Origin of the sequence: Haloprofundus halophilus, from assembly GCF_003439925.1 — an archaeon.
In the GTDB taxonomy this organism is placed as follows: domain Archaea; phylum Halobacteriota; class Halobacteria; order Halobacteriales; family Haloferacaceae; genus Haloprofundus; species Haloprofundus halophilus.
The window spans coordinates 282,010-303,546 of sequence record NZ_QQRR01000003.1 but is presented as its reverse complement, the minus strand read 5'-3'; the positions used below and the strand labels follow the sequence as shown (position 1 = coordinate 303,546).

Annotated in this window: 15 protein-coding genes; 8 read left to right on the top strand and 7 right to left on the bottom strand. The window is 66.0% G+C overall.

The window, feature by feature from the left end; translation table 11 throughout:
* The coding region (locus tag DV709_RS16920) for an FAD-binding and (Fe-S)-binding domain-containing protein (protein WP_117595612.1) at nt 1-2,286 on the top strand (2,286 nt) is incomplete at its 5' end.
* Between the two features lie 60 nt (nt 2,287-2,346).
* Here the strand turns inward: DV709_RS16920 and gdhB are convergent.
* The gene (gdhB, locus tag DV709_RS16915) at nt 2,347-3,597 is read right to left on the bottom strand and encodes a glutamate dehydrogenase GdhB (protein ID WP_232819768.1); all 1,251 of its coding nucleotides are present in this window, start codon (nt 3,595-3,597) and stop codon (nt 2,347-2,349) included.
* Between the two features lie 55 nt (nt 3,598-3,652).
* Nucleotides 3,653-4,831, bottom strand: a complete 1,179-nt coding sequence (locus DV709_RS16910; protein ID WP_117595356.1) for a M24 family metallopeptidase — start codon at nt 4,829-4,831, stop codon at nt 3,653-3,655.
* 223 nt (nt 4,832-5,054) lie between these two features.
* Between DV709_RS16910 and DV709_RS16905 the strand changes: the two genes are divergently transcribed.
* Nucleotides 5,055-6,320, top strand: coding sequence for a sulfite oxidase (locus tag DV709_RS16905; protein ID WP_117595355.1), 1,266 nt, complete (start codon nt 5,055-5,057; stop codon nt 6,318-6,320).
* Nucleotides 6,321-6,332: 12 nt separating this feature from the next.
* On the opposite strand, the gene DV709_RS16900 is transcribed toward DV709_RS16905, so the two are convergent.
* Nucleotides 6,333-7,712, bottom strand: coding sequence for a M28 family peptidase (locus tag DV709_RS16900; protein WP_117595611.1), 1,380 nt, complete (start codon nt 7,710-7,712; stop codon nt 6,333-6,335).
* 200 nt (nt 7,713-7,912) lie between these two features.
* On the opposite strand from DV709_RS16900, the gene DV709_RS16895 reads away from it, so the two are divergent.
* The 5 genes from DV709_RS16895 to DV709_RS16875 all read left to right on the top strand — a co-directional run bounded on the left by DV709_RS16895 (nt 7,913) and on the right by DV709_RS16875 (nt 14,030).
* Nucleotides 7,913-9,619: an ABC transporter substrate-binding protein gene (locus DV709_RS16895; protein WP_117595610.1), complete on the top strand. Its 1,707-nt coding sequence runs from the start codon at nt 7,913-7,915 to the stop codon at nt 9,617-9,619.
* A 69-nt stretch (nt 9,620-9,688) separates the two neighbouring features.
* Nucleotides 9,689-10,666 carry an ABC transporter permease gene (locus tag DV709_RS16890; protein WP_117595609.1) on the top strand — a complete coding sequence of 326 codons (978 nt, stop codon included), beginning with the start codon at nt 9,689-9,691 and terminating at the stop codon, nt 10,664-10,666.
* A 4-nt stretch (nt 10,667-10,670) separates the two neighbouring features.
* Nucleotides 10,671-11,654: an ABC transporter permease gene (locus DV709_RS16885; protein ID WP_117595608.1), complete on the top strand. Its 984-nt coding sequence runs from the start codon at nt 10,671-10,673 to the stop codon at nt 11,652-11,654.
* Entirely contained in the window at nt 11,651-12,697 is a 1,047-nt protein-coding gene (locus tag DV709_RS16880) for an ABC transporter ATP-binding protein (protein WP_117595607.1), read from the top strand. Before DV709_RS16885 ends, DV709_RS16880 begins: the two co-directional genes overlap by 4 nt.
* A gap of 1 nt (nt 12,698) precedes the next feature.
* Nucleotides 12,699-14,030 carry an ABC transporter ATP-binding protein gene (locus tag DV709_RS16875; protein ID WP_117595606.1) on the top strand — a complete coding sequence of 444 codons (1,332 nt, stop codon included), beginning with the start codon at nt 12,699-12,701 and terminating at the stop codon, nt 14,028-14,030.
* Between the two features lie 66 nt (nt 14,031-14,096).
* On the opposite strand, the gene DV709_RS16870 is transcribed toward DV709_RS16875, so the two are convergent.
* The 4 genes from DV709_RS16870 to DV709_RS16855 all read right to left on the bottom strand — a co-directional run bounded on the left by DV709_RS16870 (nt 14,097) and on the right by DV709_RS16855 (nt 18,206).
* Entirely contained in the window at nt 14,097-15,152 is a 1,056-nt protein-coding gene (locus tag DV709_RS16870) for a succinylglutamate desuccinylase/aspartoacylase family protein (RefSeq protein ID WP_117595605.1), read from the bottom strand.
* Nucleotides 15,153-15,428: 276 nt separating this feature from the next.
* Entirely contained in the window at nt 15,429-16,886 is a 1,458-nt protein-coding gene (locus DV709_RS16865; RefSeq protein WP_232819782.1) for a metallopeptidase TldD-related protein, read from the bottom strand.
* A 92-nt stretch (nt 16,887-16,978) separates the two neighbouring features.
* On the bottom strand, nt 16,979-17,221 hold the full coding sequence (locus tag DV709_RS16860) for a hypothetical protein (protein ID WP_117595604.1): 243 nt from the start codon (nt 17,219-17,221) through the stop codon (nt 16,979-16,981).
* Nucleotides 17,222-17,354: 133 nt separating this feature from the next.
* On the bottom strand, nt 17,355-18,206 hold the full coding sequence (locus tag DV709_RS16855) for a VOC family protein (protein WP_117595603.1): 852 nt from the start codon (nt 18,204-18,206) through the stop codon (nt 17,355-17,357).
* Between the two features lie 351 nt (nt 18,207-18,557).
* Here DV709_RS16855 and DV709_RS16850 point away from each other — a divergent pair, with 351 nt between their 5' ends.
* Nucleotides 18,558-21,437, top strand: a complete 2,880-nt coding sequence (locus DV709_RS16850) for a bacterio-opsin activator domain-containing protein (protein WP_117595602.1) — start codon at nt 18,558-18,560, stop codon at nt 21,435-21,437.
* The last annotated feature ends 100 nt before the right edge of the window (nt 21,438-21,537 follow it).

Below are 21,537 nucleotides of genomic sequence, written 5' to 3'. Positions count from 1 at the left end.
GAGGGGACGCTCGCGGTCGTCACCGAGGCGACCGTCTCGCTCGAACCGATTCCCGAGACGAAGGCGGTCGCGCTCCTGACCTACGAGGACGTCTACGACGCCGCCGCCGACGTCGCGCCCATCCTCGAACACGGCCCCGCCGCCGTCGAACTCATCGACGACGTGCTCATCGACCTCGCGCTCGAAACCGCCGAGTTCCGCGACGTGGCCGCGTCGCTCCCGGAGGGGACGCGCGGCGCGCTGCTCGTCGAGTTCTACGCCGACTCCGAGGCTGACGGCCGCCAGCAGGTCGCCGACCTCCTCGCCTCGCGCGTTCCATCGGCGACGCCCGAGACGACGCCGTCTGCGGGGGCCGAACTCGCCGACGACGCCCGCGCGTTCGCGGCGCTGGAAGCGCACGACGCCGAGGAGCGCGCCGGGCTCTGGAAGATGCGAAAGGCGGCCGCGCCGATTCTGCTGTCGCGGACGACCGACGAGAAACACATCTCGTTCATCGAGGACTGCGCGGTGCCCGCCGAACGACTCCCGGAGTACGTCGACCGGTTCCGCGAGGTCATCGACGAGTACGACGCGAACACGAGCTTCTACGCCCACGCCGGGCCGGGCGTCCTCCACGTCCGTCCGCTCGTCAACACGAAGACCGTCGAGGGGCTGGCGGCGTTCGAGCGTATCGCCGACGCGGTGACGGAGTTCGTCGTCGAGTTCGGCGGCTCGGTGTCGGGCGAGCACGGCGACGGCCGAGCGCGCTCGCAGTGGAACCGGAGACTGTACGGCGACCGCCTCTGGCGGGCGTTCCGCGACCTGAAGACCGCGTTCGACCCCGACTGGCTGTTGAATCCCGGTCAGGTCTGCGGCTACGACGAGTCGGAGACGCCGCCGGCGGACGTACCCCCGCGGGCGAACGTCGTCTCGATGACCGAGAACCTGCGGTTCGACCCCGACTACGAGTTCGACCCCGACTTCGACCCCGCACTCGAGTGGGAGAACGCGAACGGTTTCCAGGGGATGGCCGAACTCTGTCACGGCTGCGGCGGCTGCCGCGGGGAACAGGACACGACGGGCGGCGTGATGTGTCCGACGTACCGCGCCGCCGACGAGGAGAGCCTCTCGACCCGCGGGCGGGCGAACATGCTCCGACAGGCGATGAGCGGCGAGCTCTCCGAATCGAGTCACGACGTCGAGTTCATGCGCGAAATCGTCGACCTCTGCGTCGGCTGCAAGGGCTGTGCGCGCGACTGCCCGAGCGAAGTCGACATGGCGAAGCTCAAAGCCGAGGTCGAACACGCCCACCACGAGCGCCACGGTGCGAGCCTGCGCGACCGCCTGTTCTCGGAGGTCGACCGCCTCAACGCCCTCGGGTCGGCGCTCGCTCCCGTCGCGAACCTCGCACCGAAGCTCCCGGGCGCGCGGACGGTACTGGAGAAGACCGTCGGTATCGCGCGGGAACGGTCGCTGCCGACGTTCCACCGCGAGACGTTCGTCGACTGGTTCGACGAGCGCGGCGGCTCCCGCGTTCCGGCGTCGTCGGCCGACAGGCGGGTTCTCCTGTTCCCCGACACGTACACGAACTACAACCACCCCGAGGCCGGGAAGGCGGCCGTTCGCGTGCTCGAAGCGGCGGGCGTCCACGTCGCGCTCCCCGACGGCGTCACCTCGACCGGCCGGCCCGCCCACTCGAAGGGCTTTCTCGACCGCTCGCGGGAGCGCGCCGAGACGAACGTTGCGGCGCTGGCCCCCCGCGTCGCCGACGGCTGGGACGTCGTGCTCGTGGAACCGTCGGACGCGGTGATGCTGCAGTCGGACTACCTCGACCTGCTCGGCGGGTCGTCGAAGGAGGGCGACGCGGGTCGAGCAGTCCCCGTCGCGGACGTCGAAGCCGTCGCGGCAAACACCTACGGCGTGATGGAGTATCTCGACGCGTTCCGCCTCGACGAGGCGCTATCGCCGTCGGCACCCGCCGAGTCGCTGACGTACCACGGCCACTGCCACCAGAAGGCGACGCGGAAAGACCACCACGCCGTCGGCGTCCTGCGGCGCGTTGGCTACGAGGTCGACCCGCTGGACTCGGGCTGTTGCGGGATGGCCGGGAGCTTCGGCTACGAGGCCGAACACTACTCGATGAGCAGAGCTATCGGCGAGATTCTGTTCGACCAGGTCGAGGAGAGCGGCGGCGAAACCGTCGTCGCACCCGGCGCGTCCTGTCGGACCCAACTCGGCGACCGCGACGAGTCGGCACCGGAACCGCCCCACCCCATCGAGAAAGTCGCCGAGGCGGTCGGGCGCTGACGCGACAATCCTAGGGCCACAAAAATAGAGAGCGGTCGAACGGTCAGCGCGAACGCCGTATCAGGGCCACAGCCCGCGCGTCGCCTTCGCTTCGCCGATGCGCGATAGCGCGACCGCGTAGGCGCCGTCGCGCCACGTCAGGTCGCGCTCGTCGACCTCGGTACGGACGGCGTTCCACGCCTTCAGCATCTCCGTCTCCAGTTCCTCGTGGACGCGGTCGAGCGGCCACGTTCGGCGGTTGATGTCCTGGAGCCACTCGAAGTACGAGACGGTGACGCCGCCGGCGTTGGCGAGGATGTCCGGTATCACGGGAATCTCCCGCTCTTCGAGAATCGTGTCGGCGGCGAACGTCGTCGGTCCGTTCGCGCCCTCGACGACGAGCTTCGCCTGCAGATCGTCGACGTTGTCGGCGGTGATGGCGTTGCTGACGGCCGCCGGAATAAGCACGTCGACGTCGAGTTCGAGGAGTTCCGCGTTCGTGAGCGACTCCGGCGCGTCGTAGCCCGACACCATACCCGGGCGCTCGTCGTGTCCCTCGACGTCGTTCGTGTCGAGGCCGTCGGGGTCGTAGATGGCGCCGTTGACGTCGCTGACGGCGACGACCTTCGCGCCCCACTCGTCGAGGAGGCGGGCGGCGTTCGCACCGACGCTGCCGAAGCCCTGGACGGCGACGGTCGTCTCCTCGACGTCCCAGTCGTAGTAGTCGATGGCCTCGCGCGTGACGATGGCGACGCTCCGGCCGGGTGCCTCCTCGCGGCCGTGACTGCCGCCGATGGACGGTGGCTTACCGGTGACGATTCCGGGTGTCGTCTCGCCCTCCTGCATCGAGTAGGCGTCCATGAACCACGCCATCGTCTGTGGGTCCGTTCCCATGTCCGGCGCCGGAACGTCCTTTTTCGGCCCGATGACGTCGCGTATCTCCTCGGCGAAGCGCCGGGTGAGCCGTTCGCGCTCCCGGTCGGAGAGCGTCTTCGGGTCGACGGCGACGCCGCCTTTCCCGCCGCCGAAGGGGAGGTCCATCACGGCGCACTTCCAGGTCATCCACATCGAGAGGCCGATGCACTCCTCGGCGTTGACCTCCGGGTGATAGCGCAGGCCGCCCTTGTACGGCCCGCGCACGTCGTCGTGTTGGGCCCGGAAACCGGTGAACACCTCGAGCGTCCCGTCGTCGCGGCGCAGCGGGATGGAGACTTGCTGGACTCGGGTCGGGTGTTTCAGCCGCTCGACGACACCCGCGTCGATGTCGACGTTGGCGGCTGCGCGTTCGAGTTGTCGACGGGCGTTCGACAACGTCGATTCGGAGTCGGTCATCTCTGTGGAGTCCGTCGCCCGTTCAGTTTTCTCTGTCGGTTCTGTCGTCGTCATCTCAGGCGGTGAACAGCCGTCGGGGGAAGTCGGCGAGCGGTTCTGCTCCGTTCGACGTGACGTGGAACGTCTCGCTGAGTTCGACGCCGAAGTCGTCGAACCACAGTCCCGGGATGGTGTGGAACGTCATGCCCTCTTCGAGCACCGTCTCGTCGCCGGGACGGAGACTCGCCGTGTGTTCGCCCCAGTCCGGCGGGTAGCCGAGCCCCATCGAGTAGCCGATGCGGTCGGCCTTCTCGACGCCGTACTTCGCGATGGTGTCGCGCCAGGCTTTCTCGACGGACTCGCAGGTGACGCCGGGTTCGACGGCGTCGAGCGCCGCCTCCATCCCCTCGACGACGATCTCGGCGGTCTCTTCGACCTCCTCGGGCGGGTCGCCGACGAACGTCGTCCGCGCGAGCGGCGAGTGGTAGCGGTGTCGACAGCCCGAAAGTTCGATGAGCACCGGGTCGCCGTTCCGGAAGGGACGGTCGGTCCACGTCAAGTGCGGCGTCCCGGTGTAGTCGCCCGACGGCATCAACGGCACGATGGCGGGGTAGTCGCCGCCGTACTCGTCGGTGCCGTCGATGAGCGCCGAGTAGATGGCCTCCGCCGCCTCGTACTCGGGGACGCCCTCGCCGATGGCGTCGAGGCCGGCCTGCATCGCGTTCTCGGAGATGCGGGCGGCCTGTTTCATGTACTCCAGTTCCGCCTCCGACTTCTTCACGCGCACCCAGTTGACGAGCAGCGTGATGTCCTCGAAGTCGGCCTCGGGCAGGTTCTTCTGGAGGCGCGTGTATGACTTCGCGGTGAAGTAGTACGCGTCCATCTCCAGCCCGATTCGGCCGTCGTCGACGCCGAGTTCCGAGAGTATTTCGGCGAAGAAATCCATCGGGTGGAGGTCCCGCGGCGACTGGACGTGGTCGTCGCTGTACGGGCGGATGCTCTCCTCGGAGAGCCGCGTCGTCGCGCGCGCGCCCGTCGCGTCCATCTGTCGGCCGACCCACATGGGTTCGTCGCGGTCGGGGGTGAGGACGACGGCCTGGTGGACGTAGAACGACCACCCGTCGTAGCCGGTGAGGTAGTTCATGTTCGCCGGGTCGCTGACGACGGCGGCGTCTAACCCCTCCTCCTCCATCCGTTCTTTCGTCCGAGCGATTCGTCGGTCGTACTCCGCTGTATCGAACACCGCTTGAGCCATGACAACGTCTCGCGTTGACGGTTCGGGGAGGGACTGTATAACTTTTTTGTGTACGTTAGAAACGGATTCTGTGTACCCCTCGCCGAACGCGGACGAATAACGGGACCGGATTCGCGCCACCGTGACCCAGAAACCGCCTCGACGACGGTAGAACCCCTCGAAAACGGCGAACTTCCCCTGTCGCGGTAAGAGAGATTATCCCCGCTACGTGCGTACTGATAGCATGGCTACCGAACGACCGCGCAAGACCCGTCACGGGGAGATAGCGGAGATTCTTCGGGTGAAGGACGGCGGCGTGCGGGAGACGCGAGACGAGGCGGACAAGTACACCGTCGTCGGAGCCGCCCGACGACGGACGTTCGCGAACTGGTTGACGCCAATCGAGGAGCACTTCGTCTGCCACAGAAACGACATTCCGGCCATCGACGCCGAGGCGTGGACCGTCTCGCTCACCGGTCAACTGGCGGGAGCGGTCTCGGTGGCAGCCCTCAAAGAGGAGTTTCCGCGGGTCGCAGTGGCGCACACGATGGAGTGCGCGGGCAACGGCCGAGGGCAGCACCGACCGGAGACGGGGAGCGTTCAGTGGGGGTTCGAGGCCGCCGCCACCGCTATCTGGACCGGAGCCCCCGTCAGTTCGATTCTCCGCGCGAACGGCGTCACCGCTCCGAGCGATGGGTGGCTGACGGCTATCGGGGGCGACCTCTCGGACGACGGAGACGTGTTCGCGCGGTCGATTCCGCTCTCGAAGGCGTTCGACGACTGTATTCTGGCCTACGAGATGAACGGCGAACCGCTCCCGCGAGAGCACGGCTACCCGGTTCGACTCGTCGTGCCCGGCTGGTACGGCGTGAACAACGTCAAGTGGGTCGAGGAACTCAGAGTGATGGACTCGATGGTGACGGAAGGCTCGCTCGACCGCTCTGGTGAGCACGCGTTCTGGCAGCAGGTCGCTTACCGCATCCACCCGCGCGGTGTCGACCCCGACGCGAACGAATCGGTGGAGACGGTCGATACGTGGGAGCAACTCGAAGGGGCCGTCGACCACCCGTACACGTTCGACGGGAACGTGAAGTCGGTTATCGGAACTCCGGACGGAGAGAACGCGGTGACGCCGCGGGACGGCGCCGTCGAAGTTCGTGGCGTCGCGTGGGCGGGCGACGACGCGGTCGAACGCGTGGAGGTTTCGACCGACGGCGGACGGAGTTGGAGCGACGCGGAGCTGTTCGGCCCGGAGTACGCCGGCGCGTGGCGGCTGTTCCGGTACGACTGGCGCGCCGAACCGGGCCGACACGCGCTGCTGTCGCGTGCGACGGACGACCGGGGGCGACGACAGCCGGCGACGATTTCGGAACCCGACGACTGGCGCGACGCGCTCGACGAAGACGCCTACCCCTGGAACGAGGGCGGATACGCCGCGAACGCCTACGAACCGAACGGCGTCGAAGTAACGGTGCTCGACTCCGACGGCGGCAGTCGAACCGAGGGGTGAGTCACCCCCGATTCAGAGTTCGTCCGCCCAGGGCCAGTCTTTCGGCCCGCCCCACGGCCACGCGTCCGTCGCCTTCATCCCGACGTCGAAACCCTCGTCCAGACACGCCTGTTTAATCTCCTCGTCGTCGACGTGGTCGGTCTCGACGTCGCTCCGGGCGAGTCGCGCGACGCCCGCGGCACAGAGAATCGACATGTCGCGCAGGTCGCGCACGTCGAGTTTGTCGAGGGTGTCGCCGTGGGTATGGCCCCACCCGCGGCCGCTCCCGTCCGAGGACGAGCGACCCTGAGCGCCCGGGACGCCGCGCTGGACGAACGGCCAGTGGTCGCTGTTCGGTCGGATTCCGTCCTCGGTGTGGACGGGAATCTCGTACTCCTCGCTGACGGCGTCGAACGCGTCGGCTATCGCCTCGAAGCCGTGGCTGTGGATTTCGAGGTTCCGCGAGTAGCCCGCGCCGTCGACGTTGACGACGCACTTCACGTTCTCCAGGTCGTGGGTGTGGCTCCAGTAGTACGACCCGTAGAGGCCGGTCTCCTCGGCCCCGAAGACGACGAGGCGAACTTTCGTCTCCAACTCGTCCGCGACCTGTGCCAACATCTTCCCGACTTCGACGACCATTGCGGTGCCGAACCCGTTGTCGTTGGCGGCGGTCCCCACGTCGTGGCCGTCGACGTGCGCGGTGAACAGCACCTCCTCGTCGGTGTCGGGACCGACCGTCGCCTCGATGTTGCGCGAGGTGCCGCGGCCGACCTCGGCCTCGACCGAGAGGTCGGCCTCGACGGTGCCGGCGTCGCAGTAGCGCTGGAGTCGCGCACCGGTTTCCTTGCTCACACCGACGGCCGGAATCGGGCCGGGGCCGTTCACGCTGCCGATGTTGCCCGTCGGCGGCAGCGCTCCCTCGATGTGGTTGTAGAAGACGAACGCCGCGGCACCGGATTCGGCGGCGTAGTGGTACTTCTCCGACCGGTGGACCCACCGCCCGTAGTCGTCGGGGGTGAGACTGGACGCCATCGCGATGTCGCTCGAGAGGTCCACGCCCTCGAAATCCTCGGGCAGTCCGTAGCCCATGTCGACGAGTTCGCCCGTCACCTCGCCGGAGGGCGTCCCCGGCAGTTCGACGAGTTCGTGCGACCGACCGAACGTCGTCTCTCGGTCGCCGTGTTCGACGGCGAGGGTCGCGTCGCCGCGCCACCACGCGGGGATGGGGAACTCGTCCAACGTGACGTCGTCGAGGCCGACCGCCTCGAACGACTCCGCGACGAGGTCCGCCCCGGTTCGTTCGCCCTCGTGTCCGGGCATCCGGTCGTTCAGGTCCTCCAACTCGGCTAACAGGTCCCACCCGACCGTGCTCCGGTAGGCGCTTCCCACGACTGTATCTGGTAGTTCAGTCATCGAAGTGGGATGTGATATCTTTTCACAATAGTCTTCTGGTTTCCTGCCGGTCTCGACATCAAATCTGAGAAAACTTCGACAAATTAATCCAGTTCGGAGCTATCAGCCCTAGTTTAATCATGCAGATTCCCACTCTATCTTGGATATGCGACAGAACAGGTGGAAAGGTTTTTGTAGAGGCGTCAAAGATACAAATTGACATGCCAGAGGATGCCAATCAAGTGAATCGGCGGAAATTTCTAAAAGCGACTACGGCGGGCGGTGTCGCCGGGATGACGGCCTTGGCTGGCTGCGCCGGTGGAAATCAGGACGGAGACGGAGACGGAGACGGAAACGACAGCGGGAATCAGAGCGGCGACGGCGGTGGCGCAAGCGCCGGTGCCGGGCTCTCCACGTACACCTACGTCAACAACGCGCAGAGCTACAACCCGCCGAGACACGACGCGATAAACCTCATCGCCAGCCAGTTCGGAGAACTCGGACTGGACGTGGAGGTCGACGTGCTCGAATGGGGGACGCTGTTCAGCCGAGTGTCCGAGGAGTACGACTACAGTTTCGCGACGTGGCACACGTTCTTCGTCTCCGAACCGGTGACGGAGCTGAACAACCTGTTCAACTCCAACAACACGGACCCGGGGCAGGGTAACTACACCGGCTACGAGAACCCGGACGTCGACGAGATGATGGGGAACTATCTGGCCGAACCGGACCCCGACACTCGAATCAACCAGGCCCACGAGATTCAGAAGACGCTGATGGACGAGGTGCCGATGATGCCCATCACGCAGATGCCGCAGGCGGCCATCTACAACAGCAACCAGGTCGGCAACTGGCAGGCGGACCTCGCCAACGGCTTCAACTCCTACTGGACGATGATCAACCTGGAGATGAAGGGCGGCGAGAACACCCTGAAAGGCTACTGGCCCGAGACGCTCTCGACGATGAACGTGCTCGGCCACAACGACGAGAGCAAGCACGTCTACCAGTTCAACATGATGTACGACTTCCTCGTCCAGCTCAACAACAACGCCGAGCCGGACCCGGAGGTCAGCCTCGCCACCGACTGGAACCGCGTCGACGAAACGACGATGGAGTACACCATCCGTACCGGCCACTCGTGGCACGACGGCGAGGACCTCACCGCCGAGGACGTCGCGTTCACGTACAACTACATCAGCGAGAACGAGGTGCCGCTGTACTCGACGCAGGCGGAGTACATCGACAACGCCGAGGTCGTCGACGAGCAGACGGTCCGTATCAACATGTCCCAGCCGCTCGGTCCGTTCAACCTCGCGGTTGCGAACCTCATCCCCATCATCCCCGAGCACAAGTGGGCCGACCGCGAGAACCCGAGTCAGGCGAACATCCAGGAGCCGGTCGGCAGCGGTCCGATGATGTTCGACTACTGGGAGCAGGGCAGCGAGTTCGGTCTGACGCGCTTCGACGACCACTTCGTGAGCGTCGACTTCGAGAAGCGGTTCTGGCGCGTCATCCCCGAGGCGTCGACGGTGTGGGAGAACCTCATCAACGGCGACCTCAACTACGAGCCGTTCGGCCGCATCGACCGCAGCCTCGACCAGAACCAGGACAACGAGAACATCGGGACGACGTTCCAGACCGCCCCGACGTTCTGGATGTTCGCGCCGAACCAGCGCGAGGAGCGTCTCGACGACGTGCAGCTGCGGAAGGCGCTGGTCGAGACGATTCCGCGGACGCCCATCGTCGACCAGATCCTGTTCGGGTTCCCGGACGTCGGCTTCAACCTCGTCTCGTCGGCGTTCGGTCCGCTCCACACCGAGGACGTGACGGAGTACGAGGAGAGCCGCGAAGCCGCGCGGAGCCGTCTCGAAGAGGCCGGCTACTCGTGGGACGACAACGACATGCTCCAAGCACCGAGCGGTAACTAAACGAAGTTCCCCGACTTCGGTACGGAATTTCACGTAAAACAGCGGAAAACGTTAAAATATAACATTATCATGGGAAAAGCAAGTTTCGTCATCAGACGCGTGTTACAGCTCGTCGTGACGCTCTGGGCGGTCGGAACGGTGCTGTTCGGCCTGTTTCGACTCATGCCCGGCGATCCGACGTCGTACGTCGTCTCCTCGCAGATGACGCCGGAAGCGCGTCAACAGATTATTGCGAGCTACGGGCTCGACCAGCCGCTACACGTTCAGTATATCAAGTTCCTCGAGAATTTAGCCACGCTACAGTTCGGCCAGTCGTTCCACTCGAACCAACCGGTCACGGACGTCATCGCGACGTACTTGCCGAACACGCTCGTACTCATGCTGACGGCGTTCATCGCCGCCTACGCCATCGGCATCACGCTCGGCGTGTTGTCGGGGTGGTACCGCGGCTCTCGGTTCGAGAAGAACACGGTCATCGTCGCGTTGACCGCCCGGAGCGTGCCGACGTTCTACGTCGGACTCATCGTTCTGTGGATATTCGGCGCGAACCTCGGCGTCATTCCGATGAGCGGGATGACGAGCCTCGGCTCCGGGCAGGCCGGGTTCTGGCAGATGGTGTTCTCGCTGGACTTCCTGCACCACCTGCTCGCGCCGGCGCTGGTACTGGGCTTTTACTTCATGGGCTACCCGCTTCTCATCATGCGTTCGAGCATGCTCGAGGTGCTCTCGGAGGACTTCATCGACGTCTGCCGCGCGAAGGGGCTCAAAGAGCGGACGATCATGTTCAGACACGCCGCGCGGAACGCGCTGTTGCCCATCGTCACGGCGGCGGCCATCGCCCTCGGCTACGCCGTCGGCGGGAGCGTCCTCATCGAGACGGTGTTCGCGTGGCCCGGTATCGGTCGGGAGATGGTTCGAGCGGTGCTCCGGCGGGACTTCCCCGTCGCGCAGGGGACGTTCATGGTCCTCGCGACGACCATCATCTTCCTGAACTTCGTCGCCGACCTGGCGTACGGCTACCTCGACCCGCGGGTGACTTACGACTAAACCAATGGCACAAGAAGAACACTCGGGTCGGTCGATATTCGCCGACCTCGACGACACCGGTTCGTCGGACCAGGAGATAAACAAGTGGCAACGGACGGTTCGCCTCTGGCGTGAGACGTTTCACGACCACTGGGGGAAGTTGACCGACGAACTGTCGGTCAGGCTCTCGCTTCTCACCGTGGCGGGGTTCGCGCTCGTCGCCATCTTCGCGCCGTTCATCGCGACTCATCAGCCGCTCCAGCGCCAGTATCAGGGCGACGCCGAGATACTCATCGACAAGTGGGCCGAACCGTCGATTCTGGGAGCCGACACGCCCTACATCCTCGGGACGACCGCGGAGGGGTTCGACATCTTCAGCCAACTCGTGTACGGGACGCGGGCGGCGCTGATGGTCGGGCTCATCGCCGCGGTGTTCACCGCCGGTATCGGGACGCTCGTCGGTCTCGTCGCCGGCTACTACGGCGGGAAAGTCGACGACGCGCTGATGCGGTTGGTCGACTTCCTCTACGGGATGCCGCTGCTGCCGACGGTCATCGTCCTCGTCGCGGTGATGGGGCCGAACCTCTGGAACATCATCTTCGCGCTGATAATCCTCCAGTGGCGGTCGACGGCCCGCGTCATCCGGTCGCAGGCGCTGTCGCTGCGCGAGCGGCCGTTCGTGAAAGCCGCCGAGGTCGCGGGAGCGGGCGACTGGCACATCATCAGCAGGCACCTCGCGCCGAACGTCCTACCGCTGACGTTCCTGTACGGTTCGTTCGGTATCGCGTGGGCCATCCTGGCCGAGGCGGGCGTCTCGTTCATCGGCCTCGGCGACCCGAACACCGTCTCGTGGGGCACGATGCTCCAGGCGTCGCGGGCGTACTCGGCGCTCCAGTTCGGCGCGTGGTGGTGGTTCGTGCCGCCGGGAATCTGTATCGGACTGCTCGTGATCAGCGGCTTCCTCATCGGCCGCGGCTACGAAGAGATAACTAACCCCAAACTACAATGAGTTTACTCGAAGTCGAAGACCTCGAAGTCTACTACGAAACCGAAGAAGGGCCCGCACAGGCCGTCGACGGCGTGTCGTTCGAGCTCGAAGAGGGCGAGAACCTCGGCATCGTCGGCGAGTCCGGCTGCGGCAAGACGACGCTCGCGAAGGCGATAATCGGTATCCTCCCGGACGCCGGCTACGTCAACAACGGCAGTATCAGTTTCAAAGGCGACGACCTCACGGGACTCTCCGGTCCCGAACGCCGCCGCCTCAAGTGGGAGGAGATATCGATGATCGCGCAGTCGGCGATGAACTCGCTGGACCCGGTGTACACCATCCGCGAGCAGATCGTCGAGGCCATCGAGACCCATCGGCCGGGAACCGGTCGGGTCGAGTCGAACGAGATCGTGACCGAGATGTTCGAGCTCGTGGGGCTCGACCCCGACCGGGCCGACGACTACCCCCACCAGTTCTCCGGCGGAATGCGCCAGCGCGCGATGATCGCGATGTCGCTCGCGCTCGACCCGTCGCTGGTGCTGGCCGACGAGCCGACGACGGCGCTCGACGTCATCATGCAGGACCAGATTCTCAAGCGCATCAGCCGGATTCAAGACGAGATCAACTCCTCGATGCTCGTCATCACCCACGACGTGAGCGTCGTCGCCGAGACGTGCGACCGCGTCCTCGTGATGTACGCCGGGAAGGTGGCCGAGGAGGGACCGGTCGAGGAGATTTTCGACCGGCCGTACCACCCCTACACCATCGGTCTGAAGCGGGCGTTCCCCAACATCCGAATGAAGAATCAGGACCTGCTCTCCATCGCGGGCTACCCGCCGGAGCTCGTGGACCCGCCGCAGGGCTGTCGATTCGCCGAGCGGTGTCCGATGGCGACCGAGCGGTGCCGCACCGAGGAGCCGGAAGCTCACTACGTGAACGGCCTGCGGTCGTACTGCCACTACGCCGACGAGATAGACTCGGAACTGCGGCCGTACGCCGACGACTCGCGGACGTGGGAACAGACCACCGCGGCGCAGAACGTCGGAAACGTCGGGGGTGACTGAGATGCGAGACGACGTGCTCCTCGAAGTCGACGACCTCAAGAAGCACTTCAAAGTCAACCAGGGCTGGATATCGAGCCTAATGCAGTCGGTCTCCGGCGGCGAGTCCCAGTACGTCCACGCGGTCGACGGCGTCACCTTCAACCTCCACGAGGGCGAGACGCTGGGGCTGGCGGGCGAGTCGGGCTGCGGGAAGACGACGACGGGGATGTCGCTCGTGAAGCTCCACGAGCCGACCGGCGGCGACATCGTCTACAACGGCAAGCAACTCTCGGAGGCCAACGACGACGAACTCAAGGAGTTCAGGCAGAACGCGCAGATGATCTTCCAGGACCCCTTCGAGAGCCTGAACCCGCGGATGACGGTGTACGACATCATCGCCGAACCGCTCCGCATCCACGACATCCGCAACGAGACGGCGCGGGTCCAGCGCGCACTGGAGTTCGCGGAGCTCCAACCCGCGGAGCACTACTTCGACCAGTATCCGCACGAACTCTCCGGCGGACAGCGCCAGCGCGTCGCCATCGCGCGGGCGCTCGTGCTCGACCCGGACTTCATCGTCGCCGACGAACCGGTGTCGATGCTCGACGTGAGTCTCAGAGCCGGGGTGCTGTCGCTGCTCGACCGGATGACCGAGGAGTTCGGGCTCTCGGTCGTCTACATCAGCCACGACCTCTCCTTGCTCCGGCACATGTGCGACCGCCTCGCTATCATGTACATGGGGAAAATCGTCGAGAAGGGGCCGACAGACCAGATAATCGAGAACCCCCAGCACCCCTACACGCAGGCGCTCATCAACGCGGTGCCCGTCCCCAATCCGGAGGTGGGTCGCGAGCGCGTGGAGCTGGAGGGAGAGGTCGGCGACGTCATCGACGTGCCGTCGGGCTGCCGGTTCCGGTCGCGGTGTCCGGAGCTCATCGCCCCGTCGGCGTTCGACCTCTCGCCCGCCGAGTGGGAGAACACTCGGGCGTTCATGCGCGCCGTCAAACGCGGGACGGCCGAGGCGGACGACGGCGCGGCGCTTCGCCGGGAGTACTTCGCGGACGCCGACCCGTCTGGCGAGGCGGGGCAGGTCGTCGACGACGCGCTGGAACACATCGACCGAGGCGAGTGGGAGGCGGCGACAGAGCTGCTCGTCACCGAGTTCGAAGAGCGGAGCATCTGCGCCCGCGAGGTGCCGCCGCTGGAGGCGAAATTAGGGGACGGCGTCGACCAGGAGATCGCCTGTCACCTCTACGAGAGCGCCGAGGGGCACGACCCCTACGCGGAACCGAAAGGCGACGTCACCGCCGGCGACGCGAGCGACGACTCCGAGTCGGCTCCGGCGGACGACTGACCCCTCTTCTCGGCCGTTTGCGGTGAAGACCGAAATCGAGCGCCGCTGAAGAAGTACGCGGCGCGGTCAGTTCGACCGATTCAGCAGCAGCGGCTCGTCGTCCGGAACGGCCATGTCGAGAACCGGGTCGTTCTCGTACACTGCGACGCGGTCGTATCGACTGAGCACGTATCCCCGGTGGTCGACTCGCACCTCCGTCTTCCGCTCTCCGGTGGGGGTGACGATATCCGCGACAGCGTCGCCCGGTTCCACCCACTCGCCTTCTCGCACGCGGTATCGGACGATTCCGGCGGTGTCGGTGTGCGGGTGGACGAGTCGTTTGAGGTCGGTGTCGGCGGGTAGCTCGAATCGCGTCTCGGGCGTCGCCGGTTCGGCGACCATGTCGAGCGCGTAGAGCACGTTTCGCAACCCGACGACGGCCGCCTCGCAGACGTCTTTTTCGACGACGAACCGACCGCCGAGCTCCGGCGTGAACGCCGGGATTCCGTCGGCGATGGCCGCGCCGGTCAGGGTGTGTTGGAGCGACCGCTGCGTCGTCTCGTCGTGTCCGAACTGGTTGACGACGGGGAGACCGAACGCGTCGACGAGTTCGACGAGTCGGTCGCGCAACTCGGTCGCTTCCGTCTCGTCTCGGTGGTCGCCGTAGCTCACCCGTGGCCGAATCGTGTACGGGTACGTCGCAATCCACGACGTGTGAAGCGAGATGACCGCGTCCGCACTCGGACGGATCGCTTCGTAGAGGCGGTCGCAGATCAGCTGTTGGACGCGCGGCGGGGTCTCGCCGTCTCCACCCTCGAGACCGAAGTACCGGTTCGGGTCGTCGCCGTCGTAGTACGAGGTTCGAGTGTTCGTCCGGAAGCCCGACGGGTTCATAACCGGAACGCAGACGACAGTTCCTTCGAGCGGGTCGTCGCGGATGCGGTCGACGAACTCGTGTATCGCCTCCATCCCGGTCGGCTCGTCGCCGTGGATCGCGCCGGTCGCCCAGACGGTCGGTCCCGGTTTCTCGCCCTCGACGACCACGACGGGAACGTGTTCGGGCTGCCCCGTCGGCAACTCGGTGACCGAGAGGTAGCCGGTTGCGATCTCGCCGGGTTCTGCCTCCGCGGTTCCCAGCTTCATCGGTCTACCCGGTTATCGGCGTTGCTGCGTCTTCTCGGACCGCGCGGAACTCGTCGTTCCGTGACGCGGGGGTTCTCCCCCCGTGCCACGGCGTCTCTATGAACCATCGATAGTCGGAAACACCGCGGGGCGTGTGGTAAATCCATCGGCGGTGTCGGCGGCGCTCTCGCGCCCGGTTTTCCACGGTATCTACCTGTCCGATTCCACAGCAGTCGTCGGTTCCGTTCCCGACTGCCGTCGACCCGAAGAGCGGTCACCGTTCGGTCCGAAGAGCGGTCACTGTTCGGCCCGAAGGGCCGCCCGGAGGCGAAGGCCGGGCGCGGTCACCGCGTACGGAATCTGCGATTTGTGTTTCTCGTCGACGCCCGTGACGGTGTCGCGAACGTCGCCGACGGCGGTCACCCCGTGGAGCGTCGTCGGCTCGTACACCACCGACACGCCCTCGACGCGTCCGGCGCGCTCGCCGCCGCGAAGCCGGTAACCTTCCGCGACGGGGAGCTCGGCGCACCCCCTGTCGCTCCGCTCGTTGGTTTTGCGGTCGATATCTCGCGCGTAGAGAGCGCTGGCGGGCATGACGCCCGACCGCTGGACGCGCTCGAGTTCGTCGCGGAGCCACGGTTCGTCGAACCGCTCGACGAGCACGTCGGCTCCGTCTCGGAGGGCTGCAGAGGACGCGTCGCCGGGGTCGACCTCCAGATGGCGCGCGTGAATCCGCGGCGCTTGTCCGAAGCCGAGGCTGTGGACCGCGTTGCCGGCGGGAAACACGTCCGCTTCGGCCCCGGTGGCGGTGTTGTGGAGCCGCCGCGTCACGGTGCCGTCTTCGACCAGTTGCACCGGCGTCGTCGGCCGGAGCTCCGCGTCGTAGCCGCGGGCGGCCCACGACCCGGCGCGGACGGTGTCCGCGACGGAGAGCGAATCGGGACCGATTTCGTCGCCGACGTCGTACGGGCTCAGCCCCATCTCGCACGTGTCGGCTTCGAGATACCGAGAGACGAAGGCGAACAGCTGTCCCGCCGCTCGGGGGCTCAGAACCACCGTCGTCTCGCCGGTCGGCGCATCGACCGCGTCCGCCTGCGACAACGCCCTCGCCTCGACGGCCACGGCCTCGAACGCGTCCGGGAGTTCGTCGAGAAACGCCGCTCCTCGCGTAGACCCGGCGTGTCGCCGGACCGTCGGCCCGTCCCGAATCGAGAGACTGAGCTTCACGTTCGCGCGGTCCAACGTCGTGCGAACGGTGCTTCCGGTCGTCGTCCCCGCCGTCTCCTCGACGTGCGCGTCGGCGTAGTTGACCCACCGCCGCTCGAGGTCGAGGTCGTCCGCTGCCGCGAGACCCTCCTCGACGGCCGACCGCTTCGTCTCCAGCGACACGTCGTCGATTCGGTCGGCCGCCCACCCGTCGTGGACGGCTCTGTGCATGGTGAATTGGTCGAATCGAGCGGGGTCGGTCTGCGCGAGGAACTTCCCGCCGCGGACCGCCCGCTCGGCCACGTCCGTCAGCGCCTCCTCGTCTAAACTCGTCGTGTACCGATAGTCGGCGGCGCCGTCGGCGAAGACGCGACACCAGACGCCCGTCTCGTCGAACTCGACTTCGTCTCGCGGTCCGTCCTCGGTGAAGACGAGGTCCGTCTTCGACTGCGAGACGGCCCCGACCTCGGCGTACGCGACGTCGCTGTCGTCCTCGAAGCGGTCGAGTAGCCACTCCATCGCCGCGATGGGGTCGTCGCTCTCGTTCATGCGGAGAGATAGCTAACCACGGGGTATGAAACTCCCGGACGGCGACCGACGTCGCTGCGGTCGACCGCTCGAACAGACCGAGTGAGCTCCGGTCACCGGCGGTTCTCGCGCCGTTGCGCCTCCGCCTCCGCTTCGTACGACTCGGCGACGACGACGTCCTGTAGCTTCCGGCGGTACTCCCACACGCCGGCCAACAGGATGAGCAGTCCGATTACGGCCCCGCGTATCGGCGTCCCCGCGAGGGCGAAGTAAGCGAACGCGCCGACGGCGAAGAGGACGGAGAGACCGAGGCCGATCGTCGACCAGCCGTTCCGCCGCGGTCGGGAGCTTGGCACGTCTTTGCGTATCGGGGGCGACAGTATCAACCTTCGGGAAGTCGGGGCCGCGCGTCGGCGTCCGGATGCGCAAACGACAGATTCTCGTCCGCGTTTCGTGGTGAGCTGATTTTCGTCCGCGTTTCGTGGTGAGCTACGTTTCGGTTCGGAACCGGAGTTCGATTTCGTCGGGGTCCGCGACCGAGATACCGCGGTCCGTTTCGGTCACGGCGAACTCGCCGTCCGCGAGTCGGCCTCGGAGGGCGTCGAGCGCCTCCGCGTCCGGCAAGACTACCTCGAACCAGGACAGTCCGCGGCCGCGGGCCGGGCTCGTTCGCCGGTTCCACGTGTTGGCCCCGATGTGGTGGTGGTATCCGCCCGCGGACACGAAGAACGCGGCCGGAACCGTCGTCTGGACCTCGAATCCGAGCGCGTCCACGTAGAAGTCCTCGAACGCGTCCAACGAGGAGACTTCGAGGTGGACGTGCCCGACGTCCGTTCCCGACGGGGCTCGGGTGCCGCCCGCGGCGGCGGCTTCGATGCTGTCGAGGTCGAGCGGTTCAGTGTCGATTCGGACCCGTCCGTCGTCGGTGACGGGCCACTGCTCGCGCGGGAAGTCGCGGTATATCTCGATGCCGTTTCCCTCCGGGTCCGTGAGGTACAGCGCCTCGCTGACCAGGTGGTCGGAGGCCCCGCCGAGCTGCCAGCGGTCCCGTATCCGGACGAGCGCGTCGCCGAGCGCCTCGCGCGAGGGAACCCTGAACGCGTTGTGATACAGTCCCGTACTCGTTCGCTGTCGCGCCGGAGCATCGCTATCGCGCTCCAGAACGAGAAGCGGCGTTTCGTCGACGCCGAGAATCGAGGAGGTCTCGGTCTGCTGTTGGACGTTGAGGCCGACGACGTCCCGATAGAACTCTGAGAGTTCCTCGAGGTTCGAGACCCGGAGCGCCGTACGTCCGATGCGTGTTCCCTGCGGGAGTACGTCCGTGTTCGGTTGGGTGGTCATCTTGGTTCCTGTAGAGACAGCTACCGTGTCTGTAGCCACGGAGGCCACCGGTGCGGTAAAGTCGGTCACGACGGTCGATAGCACTCGACCCACGACCTGCGTGGTTTCGTTACGACACGTAGTTTGCCCGCAGACCCACATATAGCTCCGGTAACGACCGTGTGACCTCGTATCGGAGACCGAACCACCGACGACCGAGGTGCCTCAATCGGCCGCCTTTCGAGGTTAGAGAGTAAACGTCTTTGTCCCTGGATGGTTTAACAGTTAACCAACGATGAGCGGAGACCGCGACCCAGCACGGCAGCGAACCCGGAGCGACAGCGGAGTCCACCGGCGCTCAGAGGTCTCCTGATGGAACCATCAGCGACTGTCCTCGACTCTTCGACCGTGCTGCTCGTCGGGGCGAGCGAGTGGACGACGCGATTCGCCGCGGTGTTGGGGAACCGGACCGATGCGACCGTCCGGAGGACAGAGACCGGAGCGGCAGCGCTCGACGCTTTCCGAGACGAGCCCGCCGACTGCATCGTCACCGAGTACGAACTCGACGGGACGACCGGCATCGAGTTACTCAGGGCGATTCGTGACGAGACCGCTGCGCTCCCCGTGTTGATCGCGACGGACGCCGGAAGCGAGGCCGTCGCCAGCGAAGCCATCGGGGCCGGAGCGAGCGATTACGTCGCCCTGGAGGAACCGACCGAACGGACGCTGGACGAACTGCTGGAGCGCACCGAGCGAACGGTTCGGTCCGCACAGCGGACGTCGACCCACCGAGAGCGCGCCAGGCAGTTCGACGCGATCTTCAACGACTCGCGGACCGCGACGTGGGTGCTCGATCCGGCGGGGTCGCTCACCCGAGCGAACCGGACGGCGCGCGAGATGGTCGACGAAGACGTCGACTCCCTCGTCGGCGAACCGTTCTGGACGCTCCCGTGGTGGTCGCGGTCCAGCGAAACGGAGACGGAGGTGCGACAGATCGTCGGAAAGGCGCTCGAAGGGACGTTCGGCAACGCCGTCGTCCCGCAGCCGTCGCACATCGAGAACCCGCGGGTCGTCGACCTCTCGGTGCGCCCGGTCGAGAACGAGCGCGGTGAGCTCGTCTCGGTTGTCGTCGAGGGCGTCGATATCACGGAGCGGGTCGACCTCGAACAGAGCCTCCGTCAGTCCGAGGAGCTCCACCGCGTCACGCTCAACAACATGACCGACACCGTGCTCATGACGGACGAAGCCGGCGAGTACACCTACGTCTGTCCCAACGTCCACTTCATCTTCGGGTACACGGCCGCGGAGATCCGCGAGCTGGGGACTATCGACGAACTCCTCGGCGAGGACCTCTTCGACCGCGACGAGCTCGCAGAGGAGGGCGTACTCAAGAACATCGAGTGCACGGCGACCGACAAAGCCGGACGTGAACACACGCTCCTCGTAAACGTCCGTGAGGTCTCGATTCAGGACGGAACTCTCCTCTTTAGCTGCCGGGATATCACGAAACGCAAGCAGCGCGAGGAGGCGCTGGCGACGCTTCACCAGACCGCTCGGGAGTTTCTGTACGTCGAAACCCACCGGGAGATCGCCCAGCACGTCGTCGACAACACGCCCGGCGTGCTCGACCTCGACGCGAGCGCCGTCTACCTGTTCGACGCCGACAGCAACGACCTCCGGCCGGCGGCGCACTCGGCGACGATGCGGGCGCTGAACGGCCCACTCCCGACCGTCCACGCCGACGGCGAGACGCTCCCGAGTCACAGTTTCGTCGAGGACGAGGTACTGTTCTTCGACGACGTCCACGAGGCCGACCGACTCGAAAACAGAGCGACCGACCTCCGAAGTGCGGCCTACATCCCGCTCGGCGACCACGGGGTGTTCGTCGCGGGGTCGAACCAGGTCGGCGTCTTCGACGACGTGACGCGGGAACTGGCCGATCTCCTCGCGGTGACGGCCGAGGCCGCGCTCGACCGCGTCACCCGAGAGTCGCGGCTGCGCGAGCAGGACCGGACGCTCCAGGAGCAGAACGAGCAACTGACGGCCCTGAACCGCATCAACGAGACGATTCGGGAGATAGACCAGGCGCTCGTCCAGGCGGAAACGCGGGCGGAGATCGACCACACCGTCTGTGAACTGCTGACCGGTGACGACCGGCTTCGGTTCGCCTGGATCGGGTCGGTCGACCCGACGACCGAGACGGTCGAACCGCGAGCGTGGGCGGGCACCGAGCGCGGGTACCTCGACAGCCAGTCGTTCGCCGTCGCAGAGGCGGACACCGAACCGGCCGGACGGACCGCGGCCACCGGCGAGGTGACGTTGGTGGCTAACGTCGCGGCCGGCCTCCGCGACGAACCGTGGAGAAAAGACGCGCTCTCCCGTGACTACCTCTCCGTACTGAGCATCCCGCTCGTGTACAACGACCTCGTGCACGGCGTGTTGACGGTCTACGGGCCGACGCAGGACGCGTTCGACGACACCTCGAAGGCCGTGCTGGGTGAGCTCGGTGAGACCATCGCGTCCGCGCTCAGCGCCATCGAACGGAAGAACGCGCTGCTCACGACGTCGATGACGCGGGTGGAGTTCGCCGTCGACGACCCCTCGTTCGTCCTCTCCCGGCTCGCCCGAGAGGCGGACTGTACGCTCTCGTATCAGGGCGGCGTCCAGCAGTCCTCGGAGGGCAGTTACGTGTTCGTCACCGTCGAGGACGCGTCCGTAGCGGCCGTCGCGGACGCGGCATCGCAGTTGGTCGCCATCGACGACGTGCAACAGATCAGCGCCGACACCGAGGGCGGCGTCTTACGGCTACGGCTCACGCAGCCGTTTCTCGCCTTGGAGTTAGCCGACCACGGCGCGATTTTCCGAGAGGCGACCGCTGGCCCGAGCAGTACGGCGCTCGTCGTCGACATCCCGGACAGCATCGACGTTCGAACCATCACGCAGCTCGTCCGGGAGACGTTCTCGACGGTCGAACTCCGGTCCAAGCAGACGCTCGACCAGTCGATAGAGCGCGACCTCTACTCGAAGTTCCTCGAAAAGTTGACCGAGCGACAGCTCGAAGTGATACAGACGGCGTACTACAGCGGCTTCTTCGAGTCACCGCGCGAGAGTACGGGCGAGGAGGTCGCAGAGACGCTCGGAATCAGTCCACCCGCGTTCTCCAAACACGCGCGGACCGTCCAACGTAAACTGTTCGCCACGCTCTTCGAGGGGAGCGACCTCTCTGCCGCGACGTCGTCGGGGGTTAAATAACGAACCCCGGTAGTCGACGGCAGTTCGGTATTCAACTACCGCGTATTCCCTTATACAATTATTACACCCTTGTAGAGTGCCCCGGACGGTCCAGCACTCG

Bases quoted from the DNA above. Each gene is read 5' to 3' on its own strand.
- DV709_RS16895 (WP_117595610.1), top strand. From the start codon at position 7,913: ATGCCAGAGGATGCCAATCAAGTGAATCGGCGGAAATTTCTAAAAGCG.
- DV709_RS16900 (WP_117595611.1), bottom strand. From the start codon at position 7,712: ATGACTGAACTACCAGATACAGTCGTGGGAAGCGCCTACCGGAGCACG.
- DV709_RS16905 (WP_117595355.1), top strand. From the start codon at position 5,055: ATGGCTACCGAACGACCGCGCAAGACCCGTCACGGGGAGATAGCGGAG.
- DV709_RS16885 (WP_117595608.1), top strand. From the start codon at position 10,671: ATGGCACAAGAAGAACACTCGGGTCGGTCGATATTCGCCGACCTCGAC.
- DV709_RS16850 (WP_117595602.1), top strand. From the start codon at position 18,558: ATGGAACCATCAGCGACTGTCCTCGACTCTTCGACCGTGCTGCTCGTC.
- DV709_RS16855 (WP_117595603.1), bottom strand. From the start codon at position 18,206: ATGACCACCCAACCGAACACGGACGTACTCCCGCAGGGAACACGCATC.
- DV709_RS16875 (WP_117595606.1), top strand. From the start codon at position 12,699: ATGCGAGACGACGTGCTCCTCGAAGTCGACGACCTCAAGAAGCACTTC.
- DV709_RS16880 (WP_117595607.1), top strand. From the start codon at position 11,651: ATGAGTTTACTCGAAGTCGAAGACCTCGAAGTCTACTACGAAACCGAA.
- DV709_RS16870 (WP_117595605.1), bottom strand. From the start codon at position 15,152: ATGAAGCTGGGAACCGCGGAGGCAGAACCCGGCGAGATCGCAACCGGC.
- gdhB (WP_232819768.1), bottom strand. From the start codon at position 3,597: ATGACCGACTCCGAATCGACGTTGTCGAACGCCCGTCGACAACTCGAA.
- DV709_RS16890 (WP_117595609.1), top strand. From the start codon at position 9,689: ATGGGAAAAGCAAGTTTCGTCATCAGACGCGTGTTACAGCTCGTCGTG.
- DV709_RS16865 (WP_232819782.1), bottom strand. From the start codon at position 16,886: ATGAACGAGAGCGACGACCCCATCGCGGCGATGGAGTGGCTACTCGAC.
- DV709_RS16910 (WP_117595356.1), bottom strand. From the start codon at position 4,831: ATGGCTCAAGCGGTGTTCGATACAGCGGAGTACGACCGACGAATCGCT.